This is a genomic window from Corynebacterium sp. zg254 (assembly GCF_024701495.1).
In the GTDB taxonomy this organism is placed as follows: domain Bacteria; phylum Actinomycetota; class Actinomycetes; order Mycobacteriales; family Mycobacteriaceae; genus Corynebacterium; species Corynebacterium zhongnanshanii.
This window is the reverse complement of the sequence record NZ_WIAR01000003.1, coordinates 233,360-248,300: the sequence shown is the minus strand read 5'-3', so window position 1 is coordinate 248,300 and position 14,941 is coordinate 233,360. Positions and strand designations below refer to the sequence as shown.

Below are 14,941 nucleotides of genomic sequence, written 5' to 3'. Positions count from 1 at the left end.
GAAGATCTTAGTGCTCTCGCAGTTGTGGTACCCAGAAAATGGTGTGCCACAACGGCGTTGGTCATGGCTCAGTAAGATTCTTACGGACGCCGGCGGGCACGAGGTAGTGGTGATTACGCCACCGCCGATGCAGGAACAAGCCTCCTCATTCAAGGATTATGCTCGGCAGCGCCGCCGTGCGAGCCACCACAATTCTTTGCATGGTGAACGCGGCATTGGCGGAGAGCTGATTATCCGCAGCGGCTATTTCCCCAATGGTGACTCCCTCACTGCGAAAATTGCGCACCAGGCGGCCGGAGCCTTGTCCACCGTGTGGACCGTGTTTCGATACCGGCAGTGCCTGCGGGATGTGGATCTGATTATCGGTACCGTTCCCGCATTACCCACCGCAGCGTTGGCTGCAGTTATTGCGCGATACATGAAAGTTCCCTTTGTGATTGACCTGCGGGATGCGTGGCCAGACCTGTTGGCCTATGCCGATAAATGGAACAAATCCCTGGGAAAGACGTCCCTGCGCGAGCGCGTGTTGAGGAAGGGGCCGCTGCCCGCGGTGGTGAGCATGACCCGGCAGGTGCTATCCACGGTGCTGGATAAGGCCGATGGGATTATCGTGACCTCGGAGAACTTTCGTGAGCGTTTGCTGGACACATTGGAAGACAAGTCCACACCCCGCAATGTGCTGACGATCCGGAATGTCTTTCCTCCAGAATCACACGACACGGAAGCCATTGCGCCAGCTGAAAAACAGCGCGGTTTGCATGTGCTTTACGCCGGCACCTTGGGGCGCGCACAGAACCTAGAAAACGCGCTGAAGGCTGCGGCACTGGTTCGTAACGCTGGGTATGACATCCATCTGACTTTTGTGGGTGCAGGGGCTGCGAAAAAACGCCTGCATGAGATTGCCCGGCAGGAAGGCATTGAAGCCGAGTTTCTGCGCCGCCGCCCGGCAGATTCTCTCAATGATTTGTATAGCTGGGCCGATACCGCGCTGGTTCACCTGACGGACTGGGAGCCTCTGGAATGGACCGTGCCGTCCAAGACCTACGAGCTCATGGAAGTGGGAGTACACATTTCCGGTGTGGTCAGCGGCGAAGGTGGACACCTCATTGAGCAGCTGGGTGCGGGACATGTGGTGAAGCCCGAAAACCCCGAGGCGTTGGCGGCTCTATGGATCAGGCTCATCAATAACCCGAGCTTGCTGACCCCTTCGGACAAGGGGCAGCGCTGGGTGAAGCGGTTGCGGGAAGAATCCGTGCCCGATGACGTACTTAGCTTCCTTAATCGGGTGGTGGCGTAAATGAACACCCTGGGAATTGCGCTGCAGCGAGCCGCATGCGTGTGTAGTTTTTCGCTGCATCATCTGCTGACCGAGCCGCGCAGTTTTGTGCAGAAGATTGCGCAGCGCTTTGACCGTACTGCACCCTGGATGCAGCACCTGGCTGCTCCCGGACAGTCTGTGTATATTGACGGCCAGCTCTACGTCAATAAGGCGGGAACCTGGGAGCGGAAAACGTCGCTGGTGCGCGAAGGAATTGGCCGGGTTGTTACGCGCCTTGTTAATGGGGGTGAGGCGGCTGGGCGAGAGGCGGCGTCGATTATAGAAAGCCCTACAGCGCACCAGAATGCGGGACGCGGCGCCACCGTGGCGTATGTTCTCACCAATTCACTGCCCTTTACCCAGTCGGGATATTCGCTGCGGTCCCGGGCGATTATGGACATGTACGAACGTATGGGAATGCGCGTGCGGGGAATTACTCGGCTGGGATATCCGCTGGTTATCGGGCATCTCCATTTTCCCATTGACGATGCGCGTCATAATGTGTCCCGATTGGTGGGGTGGCGTTATCCCTGGTCGGAGAAGAAACGGGCCGAGTATGCGGCGGAATTGCTGGTGGAAAAAGCGCGGGACATGCAGGCAACCGTGCTTCACACCACAACGCCATATGCCAATGCGCAGGTGGTGTCCTGTGCTGCGCGGCAGCTAGGGATCCCGTGGATCTATGAAATGCGGGGGCTTGCACAGGACACGTGGTTGTCTCGGATGCCGGCGGAGCTGGCTGAGGTGGCTGCGGGCTCGGAGCAGTATGCCCACGTCTGGAAGCAGGAAGTGGACGCTGCCCGCAAGGCCGCGGCCGTGGTGTGCATCAGCCAGGTGATCAAGAATATGCTGGTCGCGGCGGGTGTGGACGAGGAGAAGATCTTCGTGCTGCCCAACGGGGTGGAGGAGCAGTGGCTGCAGCGGAGCTATGATGTGGCCGCGCTGCGGCTGGAGCTGGGGTGGGAGCCCGAGCGTGAGGACACGGTCTACATCGGCGTGATCAGCGCGCTGGTGGGCTACGAGGGCATTGATCTGTTGATTGAGGCAATGCAGCAGGTGCGTAAGAATATTCGCCTGGTTATCGTGGGTGATGGGGAAGAATATCACCGTCTTGTGGACCAGGTGGAGGCCTTGAAACTGCAGGACCGCATTCGTTTTTATGGGCGTGTACCTCATGAGGAGGTGTGGAAATATTATGCGGCACTTGATGCCTTGATCATCCCACGCAGAGATGAAAGAGTCACACGGGCAGTGCCGCCCATGAAGCCGTTGATGGCCATGGCGTGTGATAAAGCAATCATTGCCAGCGATCTTCCGGCGCTCAAGGAGGTCACAGGTGGTCGAGCGGTATATGTGGAACCGGGGAATACCGCGGCATTGGCTCAGGCAATTGATGACGTACAATGCTTCCGGCATAATGCGGGGTCGCACCATTCCGTGAGGCCACGCGATTCCACGGGGTCCCGCGATTCCACCGGGTTACACTCCGTGGCCGCGGACAATACCTGGCAGCGGCACGAAAAACTTCTCAGTACAGTATACGAATTTTTAGGACAAGAATAGTGTTACAGCCACACAAAGAAAGCGCACAGAGTGCGATGATTAAGGACTTATGGGACCAGGGTGATTTTGAGTCCATCGTGGCCATGGATCACGAGGAGCTGAACGATCCGAAAGATCGCACCCTGTATAAGGAAGCTCAGGCGGCCGTGGAGCTGATTAACCTGTCCCAGCGGTACTCCTCGGAAGAGATTACGGATAAGGGTGGTATTCGCCTCCAGAGCCGGACCAAGGTTGTCACCATTTTGCACTCGTCCCTGCCGAACCACATTGGTGGCTACACCGGGCGCGCCCAGGGACTGTTGAAGGGCCTGCAGGGAAACGGCCTGACCGTTATTGGGTACACGCGACCAGGCTTTATTCAGGAGCGTGTGGATAAGCGCGCCCGTCCGCCATACGAGGACGACGTGGTTGATGGCGTGCGTTACCGCCACCTGTCTACGGACTTTCCCCGCAAGAGGGGCGAGTTCCGCTACATGCTGGATTGCGTCTCCAAGTACTTAGAGGTGTTCGAGCGCGAGCAGCCGAATGTGGTGCACGTGCGGTCCACGTATCTGATTGCGCTGCCGGCGTTGATTGCAGCACATCAGCTGGGATTGCCGGTGCTGTATGAAATCTCTGGCCTGTGGGAGCTGGTATTCCAGGGCCGCGGGGCATATGGAAAGGCCAACCGGATTGCGCGCATGGAGGATGCCACGGTGGCGTCTGCCGATTGCGTGGTCTCCATGAACCACTCCATGGCCAACCTGCTGAAGGAACGCAACGAGAAGTCCGTGGAGATCGGCCTTGTCCCCAATGCCGTGGATGCCACCCGCTTTAGCCTGGTACCTCCGCTGGATGAGGTGGAGACCTTCAATTACGACATCGGCTATGTGGGCTCCCTGGTGGATTACGAGGGCCTGGACGTGTTGCTGCACGCCATTCACGAGCTGAAGAAGAAGGGCAAGACCGTCACCGCGAAAATCGTAGGTGGTGGCAAGGAGGAAAAGTTCCTGCGCAAGCTGGCCCATGATCTGGGGATCGACGACCAGGTCAATCTCGCAGGAAAGGTTCCCGCTAGCCAGGCCGTCTACCAATTCAACGACGTCAAAATGGTGTGCCTGCCCCGAAAGTCCACCCCGGCCACTGAGTGCGTCACGCCACTGAAACCGTTCGAGGCGATGGCCGCCGGCCGCCCGCTGCTGGTCTCCAGCGTCTCGGCGCTCAGCGAGCTGGCGCAGGGCGGAAGGATCGCCCGTGTGTTCCAGGAGCAGGATCCGGAATCCCTCGCCCGGGAGATTGAATATCTCCTCGACGACGCCGACGTGCAGCGCACCATGGTCAAGAATGCTCAGCAGACCATCGCGGAGGAATACAGCTGGAGTCTTGTGTCCGAGAGGATGAAAAACTCCTTGCTCAGCATCGCGGCACCGGCGAAGAAGCTGCCGCTGCTGCGTAGGCAGGACGCTGGAAACCTCATTTCCCTCTAAGACCCCATCAGTTCCCTTGTAAGAACAACATTCAGGCGAAGGATAATGGCACAAGATCACGACAAGAAACCACGGACAGGTAGGCGCTGGAAGCTGAGCCTGCTGCTCATTCTTATTGCGGTGGGATACGGTGTGGCCGTGGCCCTTATTTTCCACCACTACACGGTGCTGATCCTGGCACTCACGGCACTGCCGCTCATCATGATTTACAACGAGGCCTCTATTCAGGCCGTGACCCGATTGACGCGGGATATTCGCAAAACCGAGAAGCGCGTGGAGCGAACTAAAGCGCAGCTCACCCGGTTTGAGCGTCAATTCAATCAGGAATTGGGCCGCTCCGAGGATCAGATTCCGGCGCTGGTCTCCGGCGGTGCCGGACATGCCGGCTCGGAGGATAAGCCTTCCTTGGACGTGGTGCACGTTGCCGAGTTCCTGCGGGGCGGGGCATTACACCACGGCGAGGATAGCGCCCAGATTCTGAAAGACAAGACGCTGTCCCATCTGATTGATTTCCTCTCCCCGGATGCGATTTACGCCCGTCAGTCGTTGCTGGATACTCCGAGCACTCTCGATGCGTCGGAGTTTGATTCCGTGAAGGAGCTGAACTCTACGCTGAAGAATAGCTCCGGAACGGGCCTGGTCATTGACCGCGAGTCCAACTTCAATTCGGATTATTACGACCTCCGAGAGCTGGCGTTGGATGGCCGTATTGTGGTGGCGCTGGTGCAGGATGGCGCCTCGGAAGAGCTGGAGGAAGACGAAGGCATTTCCCATTTCGTGGGCTTGGTGGATATGCCGGTGTTGCCGCTGCAGGTGGGTGTGCGGACGCTGTATCCGAGCGCTCGGCTTGAGGCGGAGCCTGAGGATTAATTCGCACGTGACCACAACAGGTGAGCACAGGTGAGCACGGCTACTATTCGCGGCATTCATGTGGGGAGCGAGGCTTTCCTGCGCAGCATCCACGCCGACGATTGCCTCTCCCTGTGCCCTCACGATTTTTCCCCCGAGAATCTCCGAGCCGCCGACAACGCGAACGCGGATCCCGCCCATTATGTGCTGCTGGAAATCCACGCGCAAAAGCTTTCTCCCGAGATGCGTTCGTCGGTGCGAGAGACGCTCCAGTGGCTCCGTGTGAATAACCCCGACATCCGGATTATCCTGTGGCAGACGGGTGCCACTCTCGCCGTCGAAGAATGCAACGACCTGATCGAACTGGCGGATATTCTGCTGACGGAACGGGGGTCGGCGAATTGCGCTCTCCCCGCCGATACTGCCCATACTCTGCGCGTAGAAACCATCCAGTGCCTCCCCGAGGATTCCGAGCGCCCGTGGTTTATCTCCGATTCCGGTGAACTATCAACGCAGATCACCGGCGCAATTCCCGCCGTGGATAGGGCCGCTGCGGCGCCCACGCTGACCGTAGCGGAGCGTTTCCTGGCCGATGCTGACTATATTCGGCGTGGTTTCCTGGTCCGTGACATATACGACGCCCAGCTGTTCAATTCATTACCCTCCCTCCTCTTTTCCGCTGATCTGTGTGACGGCCTGAATGCTCCCGATACGCTGACGGAGAATCAACGCGAGCTCCTGGGCATAGTGCTGCTGAATGCCTCCCAGCAGTGCATGAAGAACTATTCACGCCGCGGGCAACTCCGGCGTATTTTGCGCAGTATTGTCCCGAAAGCGAATCTCCCGTGCGCTGAGCCGTTTGAGTGCATTCAGCACGTGACCCACGAGAACGCGGCTGAACAAAAATCAGCCCAGCAGAACCCTGCCCAGCAACGCGTGGTGTTTTCTCGTGAGCGCGCCGACACCGCGGAGGATAGGGAAGTCTTCCACCTCTCCACACCCCAGCCCGTGGAACTCACCCCGGAACGCATCCAGGACCTCGTGTTGCTCCTGCGCGCCAGCGGCCTGGATGCGATCAGCCTCGACTGGGACAGCCTGGCGCGCCGCTTCCTCCTGCCGACCGAGCTCACCTCCACCGAGCTGAACCTCACCGAGCCGGAGCCGACCGAACTCGCGCCCGCCACGCACACCCCCGCGCTCACACTCATCACACCGGTGTGTAACAACGCGGACTTCTACCTCGGCCGATGCCTCCTCAGCCTCCTGTGCCACAGCACCTGGGACCGCTGGCAAATACTCATCGTCGACGATGGCAGCACGCCCAGCGACTCCCTCTCCGCCCTGGAACGCCTGGACCGCCTGGTGCCACAGATGACCGTCCTCCGCGCGGGGGCAACGCCCAGCGGGTCCGCCTCCCGACCCAGAAATAGGGGAATCGACGCCGCGCGCGGCGACTTCGTCGCATTCCTAGATCCCGATAATGAGATCTCCTTCCGGGGATATGACCGCCTCCTGGAACGCGCGGGCGCGCTGCATCGAGAGTCGCGGCGCAGACAGCCAGACTTTCTGGTGGGCTACCAGCGGAAAATCGCCACCAACACCGTGGGCACGGACGGCTATTACGAAGGCCTGAAAGGCCGGTGCTTTGCTCTCTCCGCGCGGGCATTCCTGTGGCTCTTCGCATTCCCCGTTATTCCCACGCAGTCCAGCCTGATATCACGCGCGCTGCTTCACCAGTCGGGGATCCGTTTTGTCGAGGGCGGCGTCGGTCAAGATAGTTTATTCGGGTGGCAGATCGCAGTGGCTGCGCGTCAGCGTGGATGCGTGACGGATGCGTACGTGAATTATTATGCGGAACGGGAGGGATCGGTCACCAATGTGATCACGGCCGACTATTTCCGCAAAAGTCTGCTCCGGGAGAAGCAGACTGCGCGGTGGCTTCGCGAGAAACGGCTGTTCAGGCGGTATCGGGCAACGAAATACCGCCGATTTATGTGGGAGTGGTACGTCCCAAAACTGGCTCAGGTTCCCCACCAGGAGCGGCGGCCCACGCTGGAATATATTCGCGAGATTGCGGATTTATATAACCACGGGTGATCCGTGCGAATCGCCGGGTAAGTGGACGGCCGGAGGGCGGGGCGCGGATGCACACCGCCCTTAAGACAGGGTGCAGTAGCTTTCACCCCCAGCTCCTGGTCTGCCTTCGTGGGGTAGACGTCCCAGGCCAGTAGCTGCGTGCGGCTGGCTCCGGTCCAGGCCGAGCCATTTTTTTTCGTGGAGCGCACGCCCACATCCACTTGTGCGCCAGGAGCCAGCCCGGTGAGCGTGAGCGTAAGCGGCTCGGGGTGCGTTCCAATGGGGTAGATTGCTAAATCCGTGCCGTCGACGCGCACAAAGTGGACGATATTGCTCACTGTTCGGCCTGGGTCATAGGGGTTGTGAATAGTGATGCACAAAGCCTCGTGATCGCTGCTGTGGTCGTTGTCCTGAATGCCGCGGAAGAAAACCTCGCCGCCTTCGAATAATTCGTCCTCGCTGAGCTGGACAATATCCGGCAGGGTTTGATGGATTGGCTCGGAATCGCTGGCTTTATCCTTCCTGTGGTGCAGCGTGACATTCCCCGGCGTGCGAATCTCCTCCACATGGAATGGCTTGCCATTGACCGGGAAGCCCGCCAGTGCCGGGTAGGTGGATTCCACAATGCGCTTGGAAAACAGGTTCTTCTTCCGGTTATAGAAGGAATGCGCCTGCGCCTTTTCAAAAACCTTACGAATGGCCAGGGGATTGATCGGCAGGAATGCACTGGTTTGGCTATTGATGGCCTCGGACTGGAAGCGTCCCGCGCGCAGCTCCATGTACAGCATGTTGGACACGGGGTAGCCGGAGGCGAGCACCGTGTCGTAGTCGTAGCGCTCCCACAGCTCGTGGGCCTGCTCGTCGGACAGCGTGTAGCCGCGCCGGGATTCGGAAAAACCGGCCACAGCACCCGTGATTTTCTTGAACACGGCACTGCTTGGGATGGGGCGATTCGCGCTAACGTAGTAGTCGCGGAAGCCCTCAAAACCGGAGCCCACGAAGCACAGGGATGGCTGTCGCCCCAATGTGTTTTCATACAGGCCGCGGAAAATTGCCGCGTGTTGGCCATGGAAACTGCGGGAGAGGGTGCTTTTCTGCTCCTCGGACAAGGCGAACTCGCCGGCGTCCTCGATGGACAGCGTGATGTGGGGGACGGAGAAGGCCTCGGCGATCTGCCGCGAGATCGTCACGTCGATCTTGTAGGAACGCTCGGTGCTCCCGTCCTCCGGCGATGGTGGAGAGACACTGCCGTAGGTGATGAACGTGAGGTCCTTGGAGACGGACAGGGCTACCGCTGCGCACAGGCGCGTGTCGACGCCCGCGGTCAGCGCGCAGTGGGTCTTTAAAGGCTGTTGCAGCCAGTGCTTGACCGATCGCTGGGCCAGCTGGATCGCGGTATCCAGGGACTCCTGCGTGACGGACGCGTCGATGCTCGTGCCCGCGTGAGGGTAGTAGCGCGTGAGGCTTCGCTGCTGAAGGTCGTAGGCGAAGTTCGGTGGGAGCGCGGCGGCGCGCGCATCCTCAGTTTCGTCCCATAGGCGATGCTGGCCTAGGCGCGTGATGGTGCCCTGTGTGCCCTCCCGCGTATCAATCTCCTCGGTGAGCAGCGGCAGGTGGGAGGAGAGGAGGAAGGACTCCCGGTGGATGTACACCGGCTGGGAGGCGAGCATGTCGTTGTACACGTAGCCGCGGCCCTCAAGGAATACGACGCAGGCCCATCGTCCCACCGAGTAGTCCAGAAGCTGCTCGAAGCTCTCCTTGCCATCCAGCAGCGCGTGGTAGGCGTCCTCTGCAATGTCGCCGGAGGAATCATCGGCGGTATTGGCGCCGTGACCTAACCAGATAAGTCCGCAGTCAAAGTCACCTTTAATAGTGCACGGTTCGTCTTTTTGTTTATAAAGAAAAATCTCGCCCCATACGTGTTCCGTGCTAAATCCCCTTAGTTCTAGATCAGAAATAGCCGCAGGGCGATCTGTGAGCAGGAAACCGTAAGGATAAAGACGAACTGCCATGCGTTCATCCTACGTTAAGAGCCCTAGAGGCGCTAAGGACTTTTAGCGCCATCGCCAATCTCAATCTTTGGCCGCCGATACACGCTTTTGACGTGCTCAATCAAGTCATCGGCAGCCTCAGTGTTTCCGCGGGCAGTGCGCGCAGTCCATTTGTTGTACAGCAGCGCAATGCTGTCCACATCGCCATCCGCGATGATTTCACCATCGTGCAGCCAAATAGCGCGGGTGCACATGGAACGAATAGAGGACATCGCGTGGGAGACAAGAAAAATCGTGCCCGCGTCCTGCAAAAACGCAGACATTCTGCGCTGCGCCTTTTCCGTGAAACTGGCATCGCCCGTACCCAAGGCCTCGTCAATGAGCAGCAAATCCCTCTGCAGCGCGGTGGAAATAGCGAATTTCAGGCGCGCACCCATGCCGGAGGAATAGGTCTTCATCGGACGATCCACGGCTTTCCCAATGTCCGCGAAGTCCACGATCTCCTCCGTGAGCCGGGGGATATCCTCATCAGCGGCGCCCTGGGCCAGCAGGCCTAAGCGGATGTTCTTGTAGCCGCTCAGCCGCGGCTGCAACGCCGCGGAAACATTCAACAGGGTGGGGGTGGCGTTCACCCAAATATCGCCACGGTCCGGCGCCTCGTTGCCGGCGATCAGCCTCATTAACGTGGACTTTCCCGAGCCGTTCCGGCCGATCACCCCAATGCATTCGCCGGTGCTGGCGTACATGCTGACGTCGTTGATCGCGCGCACGTACTTCTTCTCATTGGTCATGCTGGCCAACGGCCGGTTGAAGATGCTGCTCTTGTTATCCGCGCGGTAGATGCGGGAGACATTGCGGACAACAACAGAGGGCTTATCTAACTCGTGCATACTGTGACTCACCTCGCCAGAAGTACAAGAATCCGATGATGAGTACCGCAAGAGTCCACAGAACCATCGTGGACCACCGCTCCAGGCTGGGCGCGTTGCCGTACATAATCGCGTGCCGCAGAGAGTCCAGGAATATATACGCCGGGTTATGCTCCATGATGTTTCGAACACGAGGGATGGCGTCGAATCGCTCGATGGAGAAAAAGATTCCGGACACGTAGAACCACGCGCGATTCACATAAAAGATCAATTTTTTCGCATCAGGAATGAACGCAGTGAGGCGTGCGGTGGCGAAGGACAGGCCCAGCGCGAACAGGTTCATCAGCAGGAATATCGGAATCGCCAGCACGATCGTCCAATGCAGCGGCTCCTCATGCTGAAACGCCAGCGCGGCGGCCACGGCCAACGCAGCGGGGATCAGGCTCATGAGCAGGTAGCGCAGGGATTCGCCGAGCACCAGGGACGCCCGGGGGAAGTTGAACGTGCGCAGCAACGCACGCGATCGTTGGATCAGCCCCGACCCGTTCGTCAGCCCCTTGGATAGCGTGGAGAAGAAGATGATTCCGATGATGAGGAACCCCACGAAGTTCTCAATCCCGCGGGAGGTGTTCAACACCACGCCGAACAGCACGCCGTACATCGCGATGCGCAGCAGGGGCTCCAGGATGGTCCAGAGGCGGCCCAGGAACATGTCGTCGTTATCGGCGATGGCCCGGTAACGCGCGTTGAGGTAGGTGAACTTCCGGTAGCGCCACATCTGGCGGAGGTAACTGCCCAGGGTGACGTGCGTGTGGTGCTTGGTGAGGCCCTGAGCATCCGCGCGCACAGCCCGCGGCGCATTCGGATACTCCGCGTCCGGGTGCTCCGTGTCCAGATGCTCACTGCGCAGGCGCGCGACGGCGGCTAGTTCCTGGTCATCTCTCATGCGGGAAGTCCTTGTGCCTTACAGCCCCTGCGCCAGCCGGTCCAGGTGCGTGTTGATCGCCTTGAGGGTTTGGTTTTTGCCCAGCGGATTGTGTCCCAGGTTCTTATCACTGTACGGGGAGACGGTAACTGTAGGGGTTTTGTTCTCCACGTCGATGTCCCGCAGCTCGTTCAAAAACGGGATGAAGTGGTTGTTGAAGTCGCCGTCGCTGGCGATGTTGGTGAGCATCTCCATCGGCGGGATGTAGTTCTCCTTGGCGAACAGGGAGACGATGTTGATGCGCCAGGCGAATTCTTCCTTGGCTTGCTCCGCGGTGCGCCCCTCGAACACGTCGCGCAGTAGCGCGTTGACATACGCGGCTGCGTAGCGGGACCAGTCCAGCTGGGGGTTGTTGACCAGGGCGTAGCTGCCTCTATCTAGGGTGGCGGTGGCGGCTGCTTGGAATCCGCCGGCGGAGCTGCCGTAGTGCAGCGTGTGGGCGGAGTCGGCCAGATCAAAGGCCTCGCGGACGTGGTTGAGAATGGTGACGTAGTCCGGGATAGCCCAGCGTTCCAGGCTGCCTTGTCCCCATCCGATGGTCAGGCGGGTGTTCTGGACCAGCGTGGGGTCTGCGATGTGGATACTGTCTGCGTTGATGTCGTCCAGCCAGGTGGAGCGTTGGAAGACGATGCCGTCCGGGGCTTTGGCGCGCACTAGGGCGCCGTTGTAGAACGCGGCCAGGACGTTGCGGCTGGTGTGCCTTTTCCGCACGAGGACTGGGATTTTTTGCTCGTCGATCTGGACCAGGGCGCGGTATTCTGTGAATCCTTCGCCTTCCAGGGTGGGCTCTAGTGATGGAGTGAGCTCAGTGAGCTGGATAGGGTCCATGGTTGCCTTTCCGTGGGAGGTGGGATGTGCTGTGAAAAGTTACTCAACGAAAGCTAATTGGCTGTCATTTTCAGCTTGATATAGGCAGTCTACCTAATGGGGTCCTTATGTGGGCTGAATGGTGGTCGCTGCGGGGGTTAGGCAATGCTGCAGAGGTGGGGGTTGTTGGTGTGAATCATTTATGAATTCGACGCCGCCGCGCGACCCAACGGCGCGCTAATGAGCATGAATTGGTGTGTGATATGTGTCACCTCCCCCCCCCCGATGGGAAGGTATTTTTTTGAAAAGTGTTAGATATTTGACGTGTTCAAAAGCATTAATATTCAGGCGTTTTATTTTCTTGCGATTCTCATACAAAATAGTTTGATTTTGTCGCGTAATCCATAGTGGGGGTAGCCTAAGCTAGCTGTACGTAATGCGGGGTTTAGCTGTGCGTGTTATGAAATTCGCATGAGAATGTTTAAGCGAGGTGCCACGCTCTTTGGCACAATGGCCCTGACTGCAGCGATGGTGACATCGCCTTTGGCTCACGCGGAAGTCCCTTCGGATAATATTCACGGTTCTTTCGGTGGAGTGAATGTGGATACCGGTAAGGCTGAAGTGGACAATATCGGTGATACCACCGAGGTGAAGTGGCAGGTTCAGCTGTCGAAACTGCTGTCTTCTTCGGATCACACTCACACATCCAGTCATGCGCAGATCCTCATTCCGAATACTGTGGATGTGACGTCTATTCGCTTGACGCATCGCCCGATGACAACGACTGATGATGAGAACTTTAACGCTGGAAAGTACGAGAGTTCGGTTCCGGCTAAGGAAGTGAGCTACGAGGTGCCGATCATCCCGGTGACTCCAGGATCTGACGTTGAGGAGGACTTCACTCCGGACCAGGAGGCGCGGGAAGAATATGGAGTCTCGCCATTCTTCGAGAGTCCAATTGGGACTAATAATCCAAATGATGCTGATAATGAGGAGACATTTGGTTATCTACAATACGGCGTGACCCCATCGCCGTATCCTGATCAGCCGGGATGGAACGCCTATCAAGTAGTGCTGGATAACGTCGGCGTTTACACCTTTGAGGTGACGGGTACCACGAAGTCGGAGGGGAAGGACACCTACATTCCTATCCGTGCCGATAATGCTCTGTGGCGCTGCTTCTCGGAAGGTCAAACCCCTGTTCGTCCAAGTTCAGCTTATGACGATGGCTGCCAGTCCTTGAAGGATTACGCGTGGGCTCGTACCGATGAGTTGCCACCCGTGACCACCGCGGAGCAGGACGAGGAGACCCGCGCAAAGATCGTTCGCCTCTACGAGGATCAGGGAACACGCCATGGCCTGACGGGTGTGGGTACGTGTGCCGTGACCCGGAACACCGATCGTTTTGACACCATCTCTACTGATATTGAACAGGCGGGCGCCGACAAGATCGGCCAATTTACGCGTCAGTTCAACCTTCACGCCAACATTGCCGTGACCTACATCGGTTCGTTGACCGGCCCCGAGGATAACTGCGACCAGGGCTTCTATCACATCCAGGTGAAGGATAAGCCTGAAGATGAGCCAACCGAGGATGTGACCGAGGAGACCACGGAGGAGACCTCCGAGGCAGCTCCAGAGGAGACCGCCTCCGAGGCAACTCCTGACGAGTCCACCACCGAGCCATCGGACGAGCCGACCACGAAGCCTTCTGAAGAGACCTCTGAGGAGATGACGGATGAGTCCTCCGAAGAGTCCACCACGGAGCCAAGCACGGAGGAGTCCACCGAAGAAACCACGGAGGACACCACCGAGGAATCTACCGAGAAGTCTTCGGGTAAGCCTTCCGAGGAAACCTCTGAGGAGTCCACCACCGAGCCATCGGAGGAGGCAACCACGAAGCCTGCGGAGAAGATGACCGATAAGCCCTCCGACAAGGAAGAGTCTGAGGACGGCAAGAAGCAGAGCCCAACCGAGCGCGAGACTCCCGTCAAGCCAGTGAATCCTCCGAAGGATGCCACCCCGAGCGACATGCAGCAGGAGACCATCCTGCAGAAGGAGACCAAGAAGCACTCCAAGTCGTCCAAGGCCTCCAGCTCCAACGACTCTTCTCAGGAGCCGAAGTCCAAGTCCACGCAGGGTCCACGCGTTGCTACCGGCGGAAGCATCGTCGCGGCCTAAGGCGCGTGCCGTTAAGGAATGATCGTGAGCCGTAAGGAATGATCGTGAAAAAACTAGTTGGTGCAGTGGGAGTAGCGTTGCTGCTGACCATGACCACTGCCTGCAGTGACGATAAGCATGACGAGACTGCGGCCGAGGTCACCTACGATAACGCCCCCGAGGGTGAGGTGTACCGTGACCTCAAGGGCAACCCCGTGGACCGCTCGAACGCGGACAATGCTGGTGTGAGCCCTGCAGAGATGAACCAGGTCACCGAAACCGGCGAACGGTTCTCCATACCATCTCTCAAGCTGAGCGTGAAGTTGGGTTCGGTCACCTCCTTCAACGGAGTGATCGAACCGCTCAACTACACGGATGCTTTTGTTGTGTCGGACTACTCGGACGGCTACAGCAACCCCGAGGACGGCTCGGTCACTGTGGTGGCCCACGCCCTGGATCGTGGTGGTTATGCTCCTGGCAATTATGTGTTCGACACTGCCACGCATAAGTCCTTGGTGGAGGACGGTCAGATCATTGCCGTGGGTCCTGGGATTTTCAAGATCACGGAGCAGCGGACGGTGAAGAAGGCTGATATGCCGGGGCAGGCGTCCATTTGGAATAACCAGCCCCGCACCCTTCACTTCATCACCTGCGTGCCGAACAGCGATGAAAACTTCGTCATCACTGCAGAACGCGTCTAAGTTCTAGCGTTTCGCCCCAGAAGTTGTCGCCTTGGTGGAGGTGATGAGCTTCTGGGGTTTCTGCATGCGATAGTGCAGTATTGTTGCTACTTTCGCGGGGGTTTAGCGCGGGGGCTATTTGAGGAACTCTGTGTGCAGAGTCTTGTTGGTTTGATT

11 protein-coding genes are annotated in these 14,941 nt (G+C 58.5%); 7 read left to right on the top strand and 4 right to left on the bottom strand.

Features of this window, described 5'->3' with window-relative positions:
• Positions 1-10 precede the first annotated feature (10 nt).
• From GC425_RS08635 to GC425_RS08615, 5 genes are read left to right on the top strand one after another with little or no spacing between them, the layout of a single operon-like run.
• Positions 11-1,297: a glycosyltransferase family 4 protein gene (locus GC425_RS08635; RefSeq protein ID WP_257823236.1), complete on the top strand. Its 1,287-nt coding sequence runs from the start codon at positions 11-13 to the stop codon at positions 1,295-1,297.
• Complete coding sequence (locus tag GC425_RS08630) at positions 1,298-2,881, top strand: glycosyltransferase (RefSeq protein ID WP_257823234.1); 1,584 nt, start codon at positions 1,298-1,300, stop codon at positions 2,879-2,881.
• Between the two features lie 35 nt (positions 2,882-2,916).
• On the top strand, positions 2,917-4,347 hold the full coding sequence (locus GC425_RS08625) for a glycosyltransferase family 4 protein (protein WP_151844719.1): 1,431 nt from the start codon (positions 2,917-2,919) through the stop codon (positions 4,345-4,347).
• Positions 4,348-4,392: 45 nt separating this feature from the next.
• Positions 4,393-5,217, top strand: a complete 825-nt coding sequence (locus GC425_RS08620; RefSeq protein WP_151844718.1) for a hypothetical protein — start codon at positions 4,393-4,395, stop codon at positions 5,215-5,217.
• A gap of 30 nt (positions 5,218-5,247) precedes the next feature.
• Complete coding sequence (locus GC425_RS08615) at positions 5,248-7,293, top strand: glycosyltransferase (protein WP_151844717.1); 2,046 nt, start codon at positions 5,248-5,250, stop codon at positions 7,291-7,293.
• Here GC425_RS08615 and GC425_RS08610 read toward each other — a convergent pair.
• The 4 genes from GC425_RS08610 to GC425_RS08595 are packed head-to-tail and all read right to left on the bottom strand — an operon-like array spanning position 7,218 to position 11,945.
• Entirely contained in the window at positions 7,218-9,284 is a 2,067-nt protein-coding gene (locus GC425_RS08610; RefSeq protein WP_151844716.1) for a hypothetical protein, read from the bottom strand. The two genes, GC425_RS08615 and GC425_RS08610, sit on opposite strands and share 76 nt — an antisense overlap.
• Before the next feature lie 32 nt (positions 9,285-9,316).
• Positions 9,317-10,153: an ABC transporter ATP-binding protein gene (locus GC425_RS08605; protein ID WP_151844715.1), complete on the bottom strand. Its 837-nt coding sequence runs from the start codon at positions 10,151-10,153 to the stop codon at positions 9,317-9,319.
• Positions 10,137-11,078: an ABC transporter permease gene (locus tag GC425_RS08600; protein WP_151844714.1), complete on the bottom strand. Its 942-nt coding sequence runs from the start codon at positions 11,076-11,078 to the stop codon at positions 10,137-10,139. Before GC425_RS08600 ends, GC425_RS08605 begins: the two co-directional genes overlap by 17 nt.
• A gap of 18 nt (positions 11,079-11,096) precedes the next feature.
• Positions 11,097-11,945, bottom strand: coding sequence for a prolyl oligopeptidase family serine peptidase (locus GC425_RS08595; RefSeq protein WP_231699786.1), 849 nt, complete (start codon positions 11,943-11,945; stop codon positions 11,097-11,099).
• Positions 11,946-12,434: 489 nt separating this feature from the next.
• Between GC425_RS08595 and GC425_RS08590 the strand changes: the two genes are divergently transcribed.
• Both GC425_RS08590 and GC425_RS08585 read left to right on the top strand, forming a co-directional pair.
• The gene (locus GC425_RS08590; protein WP_151844713.1) at positions 12,435-14,105 is read left to right on the top strand and encodes a hypothetical protein; all 1,671 of its coding nucleotides are present in this window, start codon (positions 12,435-12,437) and stop codon (positions 14,103-14,105) included.
• 44 nt (positions 14,106-14,149) lie between these two features.
• Entirely contained in the window at positions 14,150-14,785 is a 636-nt protein-coding gene (locus GC425_RS08585) for a hypothetical protein (protein WP_257823232.1), read from the top strand.
• Positions 14,786-14,941 lie beyond the last annotated feature (156 nt).